The 14,611-nt window shown below is 72.4% G+C and carries 12 protein-coding genes; 4 read left to right on the forward strand and 8 right to left on the reverse strand.

All coding sequences use genetic code 11. The annotated features are described in order from the left end of the window. Positions 1-36: 36 nt before the first annotated feature. Positions 37-1,812: an ABC transporter ATP-binding protein gene (locus IF30_RS0127510; RefSeq protein WP_030243416.1), complete on the reverse strand. Its 1,776-nt coding sequence runs from the start codon at positions 1,810-1,812 to the stop codon at positions 37-39. 610 nt (positions 1,813-2,422) lie between these two features. Between IF30_RS0127510 and IF30_RS49675 the strand changes: the two genes are divergently transcribed. After that, the gene (locus tag IF30_RS49675; protein ID WP_030243418.1) at positions 2,423-3,286 is read left to right on the forward strand and encodes an aldo/keto reductase; all 864 of its coding nucleotides are present in this window, start codon (positions 2,423-2,425) and stop codon (positions 3,284-3,286) included. Positions 3,287-3,483: 197 nt separating this feature from the next. On the opposite strand, the gene IF30_RS49680 is transcribed toward IF30_RS49675, so the two are convergent. Continuing rightward, the gene (locus tag IF30_RS49680; RefSeq protein ID WP_234322863.1) at positions 3,484-4,350 is read right to left on the reverse strand and encodes a MarR family winged helix-turn-helix transcriptional regulator; all 867 of its coding nucleotides are present in this window, start codon (positions 4,348-4,350) and stop codon (positions 3,484-3,486) included. Between the two features lie 403 nt (positions 4,351-4,753). Between IF30_RS49680 and fabG the strand changes: the two genes are divergently transcribed. Together fabG and IF30_RS0127530 are read left to right on the forward strand one after the other, a co-directional pair. Continuing rightward, positions 4,754-5,521, forward strand: coding sequence for a 3-oxoacyl-ACP reductase FabG (fabG, locus tag IF30_RS0127525; protein WP_030243421.1), 768 nt, complete (start codon positions 4,754-4,756; stop codon positions 5,519-5,521). Positions 5,522-5,751: 230 nt separating this feature from the next. Next, a complete protein-coding gene (locus IF30_RS0127530; protein WP_234322864.1) occupies positions 5,752-6,663 on the forward strand; it encodes a phosphatase PAP2 family protein in 912 nt (303 codons plus the stop codon). Positions 6,664-6,711: 48 nt separating this feature from the next. Here the strand turns inward: IF30_RS0127530 and IF30_RS43975 are convergent, their stop codons facing one another. Next, entirely contained in the window at positions 6,712-6,966 is a 255-nt protein-coding gene (locus tag IF30_RS43975) for an I78 family peptidase inhibitor (RefSeq protein WP_078891752.1), read from the reverse strand. Between the two features lie 76 nt (positions 6,967-7,042). Here IF30_RS43975 and IF30_RS0127540 point away from each other — a divergent pair, with 76 nt between their 5' ends. Then, positions 7,043-7,315 carry a DUF6343 family protein gene (locus IF30_RS0127540; RefSeq protein WP_030243426.1) on the forward strand — a complete coding sequence of 91 codons (273 nt, stop codon included), beginning with the start codon at positions 7,043-7,045 and terminating at the stop codon, positions 7,313-7,315. 98 nt (positions 7,316-7,413) lie between these two features. On the opposite strand, the gene IF30_RS0127545 is transcribed toward IF30_RS0127540, so the two are convergent. The 5 genes from IF30_RS0127545 to shc all read right to left on the reverse strand — a co-directional run bounded on the left by IF30_RS0127545 (position 7,414) and on the right by shc (position 14,605). Then, the gene (locus IF30_RS0127545; protein WP_030243428.1) at positions 7,414-8,814 is read right to left on the reverse strand and encodes an aspartate aminotransferase family protein; all 1,401 of its coding nucleotides are present in this window, start codon (positions 8,812-8,814) and stop codon (positions 7,414-7,416) included. Further along, positions 8,804-10,714 carry a 1-deoxy-D-xylulose-5-phosphate synthase gene (gene dxs / locus IF30_RS0127550; RefSeq protein WP_030243429.1) on the reverse strand — a complete coding sequence of 637 codons (1,911 nt, stop codon included), beginning with the start codon at positions 10,712-10,714 and terminating at the stop codon, positions 8,804-8,806. The genes IF30_RS0127545 and dxs overlap by 11 nt, the downstream gene beginning before the upstream one ends. 98 nt (positions 10,715-10,812) lie before the next feature. Further along, on the reverse strand, positions 10,813-11,841 hold the full coding sequence (gene hpnH / locus IF30_RS0127555; protein WP_030243431.1) for an adenosyl-hopene transferase HpnH: 1,029 nt from the start codon (positions 11,839-11,841) through the stop codon (positions 10,813-10,815). A 2-nt stretch (positions 11,842-11,843) separates the two neighbouring features. Continuing rightward, positions 11,844-12,524: a hypothetical protein gene (locus IF30_RS0127560; protein ID WP_063752799.1), complete on the reverse strand. Its 681-nt coding sequence runs from the start codon at positions 12,522-12,524 to the stop codon at positions 11,844-11,846. Further along, positions 12,521-14,605, reverse strand: a complete 2,085-nt coding sequence (gene shc, locus IF30_RS0127565; RefSeq protein ID WP_420791161.1) for a squalene--hopene cyclase — start codon at positions 14,603-14,605, stop codon at positions 12,521-12,523. Before shc ends, IF30_RS0127560 begins: the two co-directional genes overlap by 4 nt. Positions 14,606-14,611: the final 6 nt, after the last annotated feature.

Consider the following 14,611-nt stretch of genomic DNA (forward strand, 5'->3'; position numbering starts at 1 on the left):
CCTCGAACCGGCACCAGCACCGGCTCACTGAGCTGTTCACACGGCCTCACCCACCGGCTGGGCCGCCTCCTCGTCGCGGGTGACCACGGCCCGGTAGCCCGGATCGGTCCGCATCAGCTCCCGGTGCGGCCCCGCCGCGGCCACCCGGCCGTCGCGCAGCAGCACCACCCGGTCCGCCTGGTCGAGCAGCAGCGGGCTGGTCGCGAACACCACCGTGGTGCAGCCTTCCCGGGTCTCTCGCAGCCCGGTGGCGATCCTGGATTCGGTGTGCGCGTCCACCGCACTGGTCGGCTCGTCCAGCACCAGGACGGGCGGGTCCGCCAGCAGCACCCGGGCCAGGGCCAGCCGCTGGCGCTGCCCGCCGGAGAGCGAGCGCCCGCGCTCGGTGATCCGGGCGCGCATCGGATCCCCCGCGCACTCCGGCGAGCCGTCCACCAGCGCCTCCAGCACGTCGTCCGACCGGGCGGCGGCCAGCGCCTCGGCCACCGAGACCCGACCCGAGGACGGGACGTCGAACAGTTCGGCCAGCGTGCCGGAGAGCAGCACCGGCTCCTTGTCGTGGACCAGCACCGCCGCTCTGGCCTCGGCCAACGGGACGGTGTCCAGCTCCGTCCCGCCGAGCCGTACGGAGGGCTGCTCCGGCTCGCCGTCGGCCTGCGGGACGTGGCCGCCGAGCCGTTCGGCGAGCGCGCCCGCGAAGTCCGGATCCCCGCAGACCACCGCGGTCAGCTCGCCGGCCCGCGCGGTCAGCCCGCTGACCGGATCGTGCAGGTCGGCCTTGGCCGGCCTGGCCAGCGAGGCCTCGGCCGACCCGTCGGTCCGGCTGAGCGACAGCACCCGGACGGCCCGCCCGGCGGAGACCCGGGCGACGCTCCAGGCGTGCGCCGCCTCGCCCAGGATCCGCAGCGGCGCCGCCAGGAACGCGGTCGCGCCGTAGACGGCGATCAGGGTGCCGACGCCGAGCTCGCCGGAGGCGGCCAGCCGGGCTCCGTACCAGGTGACGCCCACCACGAACAGGCCCGGCAGCAGGATCTGTTGGGCCTGCATCAGGGACCAGATCCGGGCCGAGCGGACGGCCGCCGCCCGGACCTTCTGGGAGGCGGACCGGTACCGCTCCAGGAACAGCTCCTCGCCTCCGATGCCGCGCAGGACCCGCAGGCCCGCCACCGTGTCGGCGGCCAGCTCGGTGGCCTTGCCGCCCAGCGCCCGCTGCTGCTCGTAGCGCCGCTCGAACGGCCCGATCAGCGGCCAGACCGAGCCGGCCAGCACCGGGACGCCGAGCAGCACGCCGATGCCCAGCACCGGATCGACCGCCAGCACCACCGAACTGACGGCCAGCCAGACGATCACCGCGGACCGGAGCCGGGCGAGCAGCTCGACGTACCAGGCGATCCGCTCGACGTCCCCGCTGCCGACCGCGACCACTTCGCCGGTGGCGATCCGACGGGACAGCCCGGCTCCGAGGTGCGAGGCCTGCCGGGCGACCAACTGCCGTACCTGGCAAGCGGCGTGGATCCAGTTCCAGACCGCCTGACGGTGCGACAGGACGGTTCCCAGCGCGGCACCCGCGGCGAGCAGCAGGGCGAGCCCGGCGGCCCGCCAGATCCCGCCGGCCGCACCGTCGACGGCGGCCTGCACGCCCAGGCCGAGCGGTATCGGCAGGGCGGCCTGGCACCCCATCTCCAGCAGGGTCCAGCAGGTGGCGAGCAGTTGCCCCCGCCGCTGGTCGCGGTTCAGTCGGCGCAGGAAGGCCAGCGGCGAGGAGAGGTCGGGACTGCCGGGGTCGGCCAACGGCAGCTGGGTGAGCGGCATGACACTCCGATACGAACGGTGCGGAGGTACGGGGGAACGGCGACGGCCGGCCGGGGCGACGGTGCCGGTGGCCGAAGGCGGGGAGGAGCGGGGGATCGGCGGGCCCGATTCAGGCGCGCGGCCCGAACCGACGGGCGGGGGACGCCCGGCACACCGGCACACCGGCGCAGTGGCGTCGACACGTCCGGAGGGGGCGCCGGACGGACACGGGAGGGGCACGAAGGGCCCGGATCTCAGGAGGCCATGTCCGCGAGCCTGCCAACCCCGGTGTGACGCGTGCAACAGGTTTTCCGCCGCCGCACCCGGCTTCCCCAGCTCGCTCCTTCGGCGCCCGCCGAGCCCACCGACCCGGTGTCCCGCCCGGCTCCGCACCAGGCCGCCGAGGGCCCACCAGGCCGCCCCAAGCCCGCTCAGAGCCACGAAGAGCCGCTCAGAGCCGCCCGGAGCCCGCTCCGCCACGCCGCCCACGGGCACGCTCCGAGGCCCCTCAGCGCGGACGGAGGCGCTGCAAACTCTCACCCAGGATTCGCCCATTTGGCGGGAACAATCACGTTCCGCGGCCAGTTGCCCCCCACTGGAAGCACCCACGACCAGGAGGGCACCCCGTCCCGTGAGCACCATCCCCAGCGTCACCCTCAACGACGGCGCACAGATCCCGCAGCTCGGCTTCGGCGTGTGGCAGGTCCCGGACGGCGAGGCCACGGCCGCCGTCCGTTCCGCGATCGAAGCGGGCTACCGCTCGATCGACACCGCGGCCGTCTACGAGAACGAGGCCGGCACCGGCGCGGCGATCGCCGAGGCGCTGGCCGGCGGCGTCGCCCGTGAGGACCTCTTCGTCACCACCAAGCTGTGGAACTCCGGCACCCGGGACTGGTCCGGCGAGCAGGGCCGCGACGCGGTGCTGCGCGAGTTCGACGCCTCGCTGGCCAAGCTCGGCCTCGACTACCTCGACCTGTACCTGATCCACTGGCCGCGCCCGATGCACGGCAGCTACCTGAACATCTGGAAGGCCTTCGAGCAGCTGAAGGCGGACGGCCGGGTCAAGTCGATCGGCGTCTCCAACTTCGGCGCCGAGCAGCTGACCCGTCTGCTGAGCGAGGCCTCCGTCGCCCCGGTGCTGAACCAGGTCGAGCTGCACCCGTACTTCCCGCAGGACGAGCTGCGCGCCTTCCACGCCCGGCACGGCATCGCCACCGAGGCGTGGAGCCCGCTGGGCCAGGGCGGCGAGCTGCTCGCCGAGCCGGCGCTGGTGAAGATCGCCGAGAAGCACGGCCGTACGGTCGCCCAGGTGGTGCTCCGCTGGCACCTGCAGAGCGGTGTGATCGCCATCCCGAAGTCGGTCACCCCCTCCCGGATCCGGGAGAACCTCGACGTCGCCGGTTTCGAGCTGGACGGGGAGGACCTGGTGTCGATCGCCGCCGTCGCCACCGGAAAGCGCATCGGGCCGGATCCGCAGGGCTTCGACTGGAACTGACGTGGCGCGGGGCTCCGAATTCGGACTCCCGCCGTCCGCCAGGACCCTGCGGGCTTTGGCAGCCCGTCACGCCGAAGACCGCCCGTTCCGTTCGGGAGCGGGCGGGCTTCGGCGTACCGCGATCAGCCGATGCGCCGACAGCGAGAAGCCCTCGGTATGTTGGCGAATCGTTTTGGCTGTTGTTACCAAGGCTTGGCCTAAAGCCTTGCCGCCTTGGCGATGAGCGCGAGCGCGGTCTCGTGCTCGCTCTCCTCCAACGGAGCCAGCAGCAGTCGCTGGACCTCCGCGACCCCGGCCGCCGAGCGGTGCAGCAGGTCCTGCCCCGCCGGTGAGAGCGAGAGCAGGTTGCGCCGACCGTCCGAGGGGTCGCGCCGACGCTGCACCAGACCGCGGCGCACCAGGCGGCTGACCATCTCGGCCATCGTGGCCTTGTCCAGCGAGGCCAGCTCGCCGACCGTGCGCTGGTCGGCGCCCGGTTCCTGCTCGAGCGCGTCCAGCACCGCGTACTGCGGGGCCGTCAGCTCCGCCCCGACGTGCTCCGACCAGAGCTTGGTGTGCACCTGCTGGCTCACCCTGATCAGGTAGCCGATCGCCCGCTGGGCGTCCAGTATCGGCCGCGCGTCCGTGAAGACGGCGACCGCTGCGGGCTCCAGCCTGGCTATCTTGGCCATGACCCGGACGACCTCGACCTGCTCCTCCGCCGTGAGCGGTTCGAACAGGACACGCTGCACGCGGACCACACCACCGGTGGCCTCGCGCACCGCCTGGGCGCCGCTCTGCGAGAGAGCGAGCAGCTTGCGCCGACCGTCGGCGGGGTCACGCCTGCGCAGCACCAGGCCGCGGCGGACCAGCCGCGCGACCATCTCGGCCATCGTGGCCTTGTCCAGCGACGCCCGCTCGCCGACGGTCCGCTGGTCCGCACCCGGCTCCAGGGCCAGGACCAGCAGCACGGCGAACTGCGGAGCCGTGAGATCGGCTCCGACGTGCTCGGACCACAGACGGGTGTGAACCTGCTGTGCAACTCGAATCAGGTGTCCGGGCGACTGCTGCAGTCGCGCGGACACGCGGGTTGTCGGGATCTCCCCCAGCACCATGTATCCGTCCCGATGTCACACCCGGTGTGTGTGGGACACCCGGGTGGGGCAGTAACGGCGAGTGGGCGTCCAGCTATGAGGGAGGGCGCTCCAGCCGTGCAGCCGGTGGCTGCTGGCGGACACTATACAAACGGCGGGCCCCTGCTGGCAGGCAGGGGCGGATAGTAGACGCAGGTTCGGCAACATTGGCATATTTACGCGCTGCGAGGCCCTTGCAGTAACCCGGTTTCAGCAGAAAGCCGACCGGTCGGTCCTTACCGACCGTCACCTGCACCTCTCCGCTCTGGCCGCCACCCCTACCCGCCGGTAGGGTGTGGCCACCCTCTCCGGGGGCTCTCCCCGGAGGCGACCTCCGAGAGAGACGAGAGCCAGCATGACCGACCAGAGCACCGCCCCCCGGGTCGCCGTCGTCACCGGCGCCGCCCGCGGTCTTGGCGCCGCCACCGCCGTCCGCCTGGCCGCCGACGGCTACGCGGTCGCCGTCCTGGACCTGGACGAGGCGGCCGGCAAGGACACCGTCGACCGGATCACCGCCGCCGGCGGCAAGGCCCTGGCGGTCGGCGCCGACGTCTCGGACGCCGAGCAGGTCCAGGCCGCCGTGGACCGCGTGGCCACCGAACTCGGCGCTCCCGTCGTGCTGGTGAACAACGCCGGCGTGCTCCGCGACAACCTGCTCTTCAAGATGTCCGAGTCCGACTGGGACACGGTCATGAACGTTCACCTCCGCGGCGCCTTCCTGATGACCCGTGCGGTGCAGAAGCACATGGTCGATGCCGGCTTCGGCCGCATCGTCAACCTGTCCTCCTCCTCGGCCCAGGGCAACCGCGGCCAGGCCAACTACTCGACCGCCAAGGCCGGCCTGCAGGGCTTCACCAAGACTTTGGCCATCGAGCTGGGCAAGTTCGGCATCACCGCCAACGCCGTCGCCCCCGGCTTCATCGCCACGGACATGACGGCGGCCACCGCCGCCCGGGTCGGCATGGACTTCGAAGACTTCAAGCGGGCCGCGGCCTCGCAGATCCCGGTCCAGCGGGTCGGCCTGCCTGAGGACGTCGCCCACACCATCGCGTTCCTGGCGAGCGAGGGCGCCGGCTTCGTCTCCGGCCAGGTGATCTACGTCGCGGGCGGCCCCCTCGACTGAGCACCGAACCTACACAGGGTGACCACGGAGTGGGAAGCCGGGCGGCCCGGCCTCCCACTCCGATCGCTTTACCGCGGCTTTTGCAGAATCATTCGAAAACCACACGGGCATTCGATCCGGGAATAGTGGAGACCACTCTCCGAGCCGCGCCCGGCCAGCTCAATTGTCGATTTCGCGGGAAAATGACAATTACCCCCGAATAGCCCTGTCAGGGTGGGTAGGGTCACCCCGTGCAATCCAGAAGTACCTCCGCTCCCATTCCGCGTCAGGGGCCGGACCGCCGCACCGCCACCACCCGCCCGGAAGCCCCCGCCGCCCGCGGCAGTGCCCGCGGCCCGGCCTGCTCCGACCACGCGAAACCCGGCCCGCATCACGCCGAGCCCGGCCCGCACCACGCCGAGCCCGGCCCGCACCACGCCGAGCCCGGCCCGCGCTACACGAAGCCCGGCCCGCACCGCCGCGAACCCGGCTGGCCGCCGATGAGCCGACGCCAGGCCACCCTGCTCGTCGCCACCGCCGCCGTCTACCTGCTGGTGCTGGCCGGAGTCCTGCTCAACACCGCACTGGTCGACCTCGACTGGTCGGTCCGCCTGCTGCGCCCGTACGAGCGGTGGCCCCGGCCGGAGCCGCTGCTGGACACCTGGGTGGTCGCCGGCCAGCGCGGCCCTTCGGCCATCGCCGCCTTCGGCTGGCTCGCCTGGCGCGCCCACCGCCTCCGGCGGCTGCGCCCGCTGCTGGTCATGGGCGTCGCACTGCTCCTGCTCAACGTCACGGTCGGTGCCGTCAAGATCGTCACCGGTCGGCTCGGGCCGCACTACGCCCAGTACGTCGGCTCCCCCGAGCTCTTCTCCGGCGGCACCATCTTCCCGTCCGGCCACACCGCCAACGCCGTGGTCACCTGGGGTGTGCTCGCCTACCTCGCCGTCCGCTGGCGGCGCACCGGCGCGGTGATCGCGGCCGCCACGGCCTGCTCGATCGGCCTGACCACGGTCTACCTGGGCACCCACTGGGTCACCGACGTGCTGGCCGGCTGGGCCGCCGGCCTGCTCGTCCTGCTCTCGCTGCCGCTGTTGGAGCCCCTGGTGGCCACCGCCGAGCATCGGATCCACCGCCGCCTCGGCCGCCCGCCCCTGCCGTACTGACCCTCGACGCAACGAGCCACAGCGACCCACAGCGGGCTCCAGCGGGCCCTACCCCTCCCAGCTGCGCTCGACCACGCCGTCCCGCACCGCGAGGTTGAGCCGTCCCTGCCGGTACTCCATGGTCATCGTCTCGCCCGGCTCCAGCACCCGGACCGAGGCCCAGCCGTGCCGCCGGGCCAGCTCCCGGGCCCGCTCGACCCGCAGCCCCGCGTACCCCTCGGCACCCGGCCCTCCGGCACCCGGCCCTACGACACCCGGGCTCTCGGCGTCCGCACCCGGCCCCACCGCGTCCGACCCCGACATCGTGCCTCCCTGGCCAGCCCCCTCGGACGTAGGCTGGAATCGTAGCCCGACCCCCGCGGTCCGGAGGTGAACGACCATGCGCACCACGACCCCCCGACGGTGGCGCAGCGGCAGCGAGCCGGCCACCGCCCGCAGCGACCTCAAGCTCCGCTACCTGCTCTCGCTCACCTTCACACCGCTGTTCGTCCTGGCGACGGTGGGCTTCGCCGTCTGGGCGGCTGTCTCCCCCGTCGACGGCGCGCCCAGCCGGGGCACCCTCATCGGCTTCGCCATCGCTTGCGGCCTGCTCTCCCTGTTCGCCATCGTCGATCTCGCGGTCGTCATCCGGCGCCGTCGAACCGAGCTCTGACGCGGTATCTCCCACGGAGTGGGAAGTCGGGCCCGCCGACTTCCCACTCCTCGCCTACCGACTTCCGGCTCCTCGCCTACCGGCTTCCCACTCCTCGCCTACCGGCTGCCGACCGCCTGCTTCACCAGCGTCCGCCCGAAGTCCCACATCAGGCCGCTGCCGCGGTGAGCCTCGTCCATGATGTCGGTGAATGCGTCCATGAACCGGTCCACGTCCTGCTCGGTGATGATCAGCGGCGGAATCAGCTTGATCACTTCCAGGTGGTCCCCGGACACCTGGGTCAGGATCCGGTGCCGTTGCAGCAGCGGGACCACGACCATCTGGGCGAACAGCCCCTTGCGTGCCGCTTGCAGGGCCGTCCACCCCGTGCGCAGCTTCAGCGACCTGGGCCGCCCGAACTCGATGCCGATCATCAGGCCGCGCCCGCGCACCTCGGCGACCAGCTCGTACTTGTCGACCAGCGCGGTCAGCCGCTCGCGGAACCGGTCGCCGATCTCGCGGGCGTTCTCCACCACCTTCTCGTTCCGCATGACCTCCAGGGTCGCCAGCCCGGCCGCCATGGCCTGGGCGTTCGATCCGAAGCTGGCCGAGTGCACCAGCACCCGGTCCATGGAGGAGTACACCTTCTCGAAGATCCACCCCTTGCCGAGGGTCGCCCCGACCGGGACGTACCCGCCGGACAGCGCCTTGGCCGCGCAGACCAGGTCGGGCAGCACGCCGTCCTCGTGCTGGTAGGCGAAGAACTCGCCGGTGCGGCCGATCCCGGTCTGCACCTCGTCGCAGATCAGCAGCGCCTTGTGCTCGTGCAGCAGCGCCTGGGCGGCCCGGAGCCAGCCGGGGGGCGGCGCCTGGACGCCCTTGCCCTGGATCGGTTCGACGATCAGCGCCGCGACGTCGCCGCGCTTCAACTCCTTGGCCAGCGCGGCGAGATCGCCGAGCGGGATGGCGGTGTCCGGCAGCAGCGGGTCGAAGCCCTTGCGGAAGCCGTTCTCCCCGTTGACGGAGAGCGATCCGGTGGTCAGCCCGTGGAAGGCGTGGTCGGCGTAGAGGATCCGCCGCCTCCCGGTGGCGTACCGGGCGAACTTCAGCGCGGTCTCCACCGCCTCCGTCCCGCTGTTGCCGAAGAAGACCCGGTCCAGCCCGGGCGCGTACGACAGGAGCCGCTCGGCCAGCAGTCCGGGCAGCGGCGAGCAGTCGAAGCGGACCAGGTCCGGCAGGTCCAGGTCCATCACCTGCCGGATCGCCGAGCGCACCACCGGGTGGTGGCGCCCGAGCGCGAAGATGCCGAAGCCGGCCAGCATGTCGAGGTACTCGCGGCCCTCCGCGTCGTAGAAGTACTGGCCCGAGGCGCGCTCGTAGTACTTGTCGAAGCCGATGGTGTGGAGCATCCGGGACAGTTGCGGGTTCAGGTAGCGGCTGTTCAACTCGTACCGCTCGGAGCCGCGTTCGGCGATGAGGGCGGCGAGGTCGAAGGCGGGGCAGTCTGGGTCAGCCGGCATGGCGCGGGTTCGCTCCTCGGGTCGGTAGCAGGTGCTTGGCGAAGACGGCGGTCTGCGCGGCGACCCCGGTCCCGGTCAGCCCGGCCTCTTCCAGGATCTCCCCCCGTGAGGCGTGCCCGAGGAATTCCTGCGGCAGGCCGAGCACCCGCACCGGTACGTCCACGTCGGCGTCGCGCAGCGCCTGGGAGATCGCCGAACCGACCCCGCCGTTGCGGCCGTTGTCCTCGACGGTGACCACCAGCCGGTGGGCGGCGGCCAGTTCGGGCAGGGCCGGGTCGACCGGCTTGACCCAGCGCGGGTCGACCACGGTGGCGGTGAAGCCCTCGGCGAGCAGCAGCCGGGCGGCGTCCAGGCAAGCGGGGGCCGTGGTGCCGACGGCGACCAGCAGGATCTCGGCCTGCCGCCCGGTGCGCAGCAGCACGTCGACCCCGCCGGTCCGCTCGACGGCCGGCACCGCGGGGCCGACGTTCCCCTTCGGGAAGCGCACCACGGTGGGGGCGTCCGCGACCTCGACCGCCTCGCGCAGCTGGGCCCGCAGCTGGTCGGCGTCACGCGGGGCGGCGAGCCGCAGGCCGGGGACGACCTGCAGCATCGACATGTCCCACATGCCGTTGTGCGAGGCGCCGTCCGGCCCGGTCACCCCGGCGCGGTCGAGCACGAAGGTGACGCCCAGCTTGTGCAGGGCGACGTCCATCAGGACCTGGTCGAAGGCGCGGTTCAGGAACGTCGCGTAGACCGCGACCACCGGGTGCAGCCCGCCGGTCGCCAGCCCGGCGGCGCTGGTGACGGCGTGCTGCTCGGCGATGCCGACGTCGAAGGTCCGCGCGGGGTACGCCTTGGCGAACGGGGCCAGGCCGACCGGCTGGAGCATGGCCGCGGTGATCGCCACCAGGTCCGGCCGCTCGGCGCCGAGTGCGAGCAGTTCGTCGCCGAACACGGAGGTCCATGAGACCCCGCCGCTGGGCGAGATCGGCAGGCAGGTGTACGGGTCGATCGGGTTGACGGCGTGGAAGCGGTCGACCTCGTCCTGTTCGGCGGGCCGGTAGCCGCGGCCCTTGACGGTCAGGCAGTGCACGATGACCGGCCCGCCGAAGTTGCGGGCCTGGCGCAGCGCCTGCTCGACCGCGCCCAGGTCGTGGCCGTCGATCGGCCCGAGGTACTTGAGGCCGAGGTCCTCGAACATGCCCTGCGGCGCGAAGGCGTCCTTGAATCCCTTCTTGGCGCCGTGCAGCGCGTCGAAGATCGGCTGCCCGACCAGCGGGGTGCGCTGGAGCGCCTCCTTGCCGAGGGCGAGGAAGCGTTCGTAGCCCTGGGTGGTGCGCAGCGTGGCCAGGTGGTTGGCGAGCCCGCCGATGGTCTTGGCGTAGGAGCGTTCGTTGTCGTTGACCACGATGACCAGCGGCCGGTCGCGGGCTTCCGCGATGTTGTTCAGGGCCTCCCAGGCGAGCCCGCCGGTGAGCGCGCCGTCGCCGATCACCGCGACGGTGTGCCGGTCGTGCTGGCCGAGCAGCCGGGCGGCCTTGGCCAGGCCGTCGGCGTAGGAGAGTGCGGTGGAGGCGTGCGAGTTCTCGACCAGGTCGTGCTCGGACTCGGCGCGCGAGGGGTAGCCGGAGAGTCCGCCCCGCATCCGCAGGCGGGTGAAGTCCTGGCGTCCGGTGAGGAGTTTGTGGACGTAGCTCTGGTGTCCGGTGTCGAAGACGATCCGGTCGTACGGCGAGTCGAAGACCCGGTGCAGGGCGATGGTGAGCTCCACCACGCCCAGGTTGGGTCCGAGGTGTCCGCCGGTGCGGGTGACGGCGTCGATCAGGAAGTCGCGGATCTCGTCGGCGAGCAGCGGGAGTTCGGCCGCCGGGAGCTTGCGCAGCTCGGCCGGGGACGTGACGCGGGAGAGCAGTGACATGGGTACACCTCGCGACTGGAAGCGGTGCGGTGGTGCCTCCGCCCGGCGGGGGCGGAGCCGGCCCGGGCCGGGGCCCGGCCCGGGGGGCGACTCCCGGCTCAGCGGCCCTGGTTGCCGCTGACGGTCTCGGTGATGGCGCGCAGCGACTGCTGCAGCGATCCCATGGTCGCGAGGACGGCCGTCGGCTCGTAGCCGCAGTGGGCCATGCAGTTGGCGCAGCGTGGGTCCTTGCCGCGGCCGTACTTGCTCCAGTCGGTCTTCTCGACCAGTTCGCGGTAGGTCGGCACGTAGCCGTCGGCCATCAGGTAGCAGGGCCGCTGCCAGCCGAACAGCGAGTAGTTGGGGATGCCCCACGGGGTGCACTCGAAGTCGGCCTTGCCCTCCAGGAAGTCCAGGAAGAGCGGGCTGTGGTTGAGGCGCCAGCGCCTGCGGTTGCCGCCGGCGAAGGCTTTGCGGAAGAGTTCGCGGGTCTGCTCGACGCCGAGGAAGTGCTCCTGGTCCGGGGCCTTCTCGTAGGCGTAGGCGGGCGAGATCATCATCTCGTCCACCTTCAGCTCGTCGTTGAGGAAGTCCAGCACCTCGATGACGGTCTGCGGGGTGTCGGTGTTGAAGAAGGTGCTGTTGGTGGTGACCCGGAAGCCGAGCCGCTTGGCCTCCTTGATCGCGGCCACCGCCTCGTCGAAGGTCCCCTCCTTCGCCACCGACTCGTCGTGCCGCTCACGCATGCCGTCGATGTGCACGGCGAAGGTGAAGTACGGCGAGGGGGTGAACTTCTCGATCTTCTTGCGCAGCAGCAGCGCGTTGGTGCACAGGAACACGTACTTGCGGCGCTCGACGAGTTGGCGGACGATCTCGTCGATCTGCGGGTGCATCAGCGGCTCGCCGCCGGCGATCGAGACCATCGGAGCACCCGACTCGAGAACCGCGCCGACCGCCTGGGCGACGGGCATCCGCTGCTTCAGGACACCCGCCGGGTGCTGGATCTTGCCGCAGCCCTCGCAGGCGAGGTTGCAGGCGAACAGTGGTTCCAGCTCCACGATCAGCGGGAACTTGTCCCGTCGTTTGAGCAGCTTCTGCTGCATGAGGTAGGTGCCGACCCTCACGGTCTGGCGCAACGGCATGGCCATGGCTAGCTCGCCTCCTGTGGGAGCGTCGCGGATGTGGGGTGGTTCGGGTCTGCCTGGCCGGGCGTGTGCTCCTGCCGGTACCAGTCGACCAGCGCGGGCACCGTCGCCCGCAGGGTGCGCCAGGCCCGTACCCCGGCCGGGAGGGTGCCGGGCCGCAGCAACTCGTGGTCGGGGGTGTCGACCACCACGCGCAGGACGGCGGCGGGCAGGGTCGCCCGGGTCTCCCGCAGTGCGGCCAGGACGGCGGCGGCCTCCATGTCGACGGCGAGCGCGCCCTGCAGGTGCAGCGCCCGCCGCTCGATGCCGCGCACCACGTGGTCGGCGGTGTGGTGCACGCCGGTGTGGACGGTCAGCCCGTGCTCCTTCAGTGCCCGGGTGAGTTCCGGTCCGGAGTCGATCCGGTAGAGGTGGCCCTCGGCGTCGCGCACGCCGTCGGCGGCGACGACGTCGCCGGGCAGCACGCCGGGGCCGAGCGCCGCGCCGAAGCCCGCCACCACGACCGCGCCGTAGCCGCCGGGGGCGGAGCCGAGCAGCCGTCGGACGGTCTGTCCGGCACGCCGCCGGCCGACCCCGGTGCGCACCAGCACCGGGGATCCGCCGGCCGAGCCGCGCCAGTCACCGCCGCGCAGGGCCCAGACTTCGGGGCCCAGGGCGCAGAGCACCAGCAGGGGGGCGCTGGTCACCGCGCGGCCCCGATCGCCGGGGTGCCGCTCGCCCGGGCGACCGTCGGGCCGCCGCCGTGCAGGTAGCGGCCGAGCGCGGTGACCGGGAAGACCAGCCGGTACAGGTGGTAGTTGATGGAGAAGTCCCACGGGAAGCCGGTGCCGGTGAACTGCGGCTCGTCCCAGGTGCCCTCGGGCAGCTGGGTGCGCACCAGCCAGTCCACGCCGCGTTCGACCGCCGGGTTGGCCCGGCCGGCCGGGCCCTCGCCGGCCGCGAGCAGCGCCATCAACGCCCAGGCGGTCTGCGAGGCGGTGGAGTCGCCGCGTCCGGCCCAGCGGGCCGGGTCCTCGTAGGAGCGCATGTCCTCGCCCCAGCCGCCGTCGGTGTTCTGCCGGTCCTCCAGCCAGCGCACGGCCCGGCGGATGGCGGGGTGCTCGTCCGGGACGCCGGCCGCGACCAGGGCGGGCAGCACCGAGCCGGTGCCGTAGATGTAGTTGGTGCCCCAGCGGCCGAACCAGGAGCCGTCCGCCTCCTGGTTGCGCAGCAGCCACTCGATGCCGCGCCGGGTGCGCGGGTCACGGGCGCGGCCGGTCTCGGCCAGCATCTCCACCACGTGGGCGGTGACGTCTGCGGACGGCGGGTCGACGACCTCGCCGAAGTCGCAGAACGGGAGCTTGTTGGGCAGGGTGCTGGTGTTGTCGACGTCGAAGGCGGCCCAGGCGCCGTTCTTGGACTGCATGCCGAGGTTCCACAGCACGCCCCGCTCCACGGCCGCGTCGACCTTGGCCGGGTCGGGGTGGGCCACCCGGCGCAGCGAGAGCACCACCTCGGCGGTGTCGTCGATGTCGGGGTAGGTGTCGTTCTCGAACTCGAAGGCCCAGCCGCCGGGGGCGAGCCCGGGCCGTTGGACGGCCCAGTCGCCACGCTTGCGGATCTCCTCGCCGAGCATCCAGTCGACGGCGGAGACCAGCGCCGGGTGGTCGGCCGGCAGCCCGGCGTCGACCAGGGCGATGGTGGCCAGGCAGGTGTCCCAGACCGGGGACTGGCAGGCCTCCAGCCAGCGCTTGCCGTCCTCGGTGTGCACGGTGAAGCGGTCGAAGGAGGAGAGCCCGGCCTGCATCACCGGGTGCTCCAGCTCGTAGCCCTCCAGGTGCAGGGCGATCAGGGAGTAGACGGCGGGCGGCTGGATGCCGCCCCAGCACCCGTCGGCTTCCTGCCGTTCGACGATCCAGCGGCAGGCCTGGGAGACGGCCAGCCGGCGCAGCGGGCGGAAGGCCCGGCGGTGGTAGGCGTGCAGCGCCTTGTCGAGGCGTTCGAACATGCCGTCCCAGGTCGTGACGGGAGCGAGCGGCCGCTGCGGGCAGGGGTCGTCCGGGTCGGTGTGGAGTTCGGTGAGCGGGAAGGGCGCCGGGCGGACGGGCCGGTGGGCCGAGACGACGGTCAGCGGGACGATGGTCTGCCGGGCCCAGCAGCCGAAGGCGTAGATGTTCAGCGGCAGCCACTTGGGCAGGAAGATGATCTCGGGCGGCATTTCCGGCAGCCGTTCCCAGGGCCACCAGCCGAACAGGGCGAGCCAGATCCGGGTGAACACCCGGGCGGCCGCGATGCCTCCGGCGGAGCGGACGTACCGCGCGGCGGCCAGCATGTGCGGGGCGTTCGGGTCGTCGCCGGCGAGCTTGAGCGCGACGTAGGCCTCGACGGTGGTGGACAGTTCGGGCGGCCCGCCGTGGAAGGTGGACCAGGTTCCGTCCTCACGTTGGTGGGAGCGGATCCACTCGGCGGTGGCCTTCGTCTGCTCCTCGGTCCGGATGCCGAGGAACTGGCGGAGCAGCAGGTCCTCGGCGTCCATGGTGACGTTGGTCTCCAGGTCGCCTTTCCACCAGCCCTCGGAGGACTGCAGGGAGAGCAGGTGGGTGGTGGCGCGGGCCAGGGCCTCCCGCGCGTCGGCCGGTCGGAGGTCCGCTTCCTCGGCCGGCCGGAGCCGGTCGGCGTCCTCGGGCTGCCACCGCCCCGCGCCCAGGAGGGCCGGGGGGTGGTCGCCCACCGCGACCGGCTCGGGATCGTACTCAGGGTCGAGCCGGCCGTCCGCGGTTGCTGTCAACGTAAC

Origin of the sequence: Streptomyces sp. NRRL S-350 (genome assembly GCF_000719705.1) — a bacterium.
Lineage (GTDB): Bacteria > Actinomycetota > Actinomycetes > Streptomycetales > Streptomycetaceae > Kitasatospora.

Coding starts and splice junctions, on each gene's coding strand:
- dxs (WP_030243429.1), bottom strand. CDS start 10,714: ATGTCACTGCTCTCCCGCGTCACGTCCCCGGCCGAGCTGCGCAAGCTC.
- IF30_RS0127545 (WP_030243428.1), bottom strand. CDS start 8,814: ATGCCGGCTGACCCAGACTGCCCCGCCTTCGACCTCGCCGCCCTCATC.
- fabG (WP_030243421.1), top strand. CDS start 4,754: ATGACCGACCAGAGCACCGCCCCCCGGGTCGCCGTCGTCACCGGCGCC.
- hpnH (WP_030243431.1), bottom strand. CDS start 11,841: ATGGCCATGCCGTTGCGCCAGACCGTGAGGGTCGGCACCTACCTCATG.
- IF30_RS0127510 (WP_030243416.1), bottom strand. CDS start 1,812: ATGCCGCTCACCCAGCTGCCGTTGGCCGACCCCGGCAGTCCCGACCTC.
- IF30_RS43975 (WP_078891752.1), bottom strand. CDS start 6,966: ATGTCGGGGTCGGACGCGGTGGGGCCGGGTGCGGACGCCGAGAGCCCG.
- IF30_RS0127540 (WP_030243426.1), top strand. CDS start 7,043: ATGCGCACCACGACCCCCCGACGGTGGCGCAGCGGCAGCGAGCCGGCC.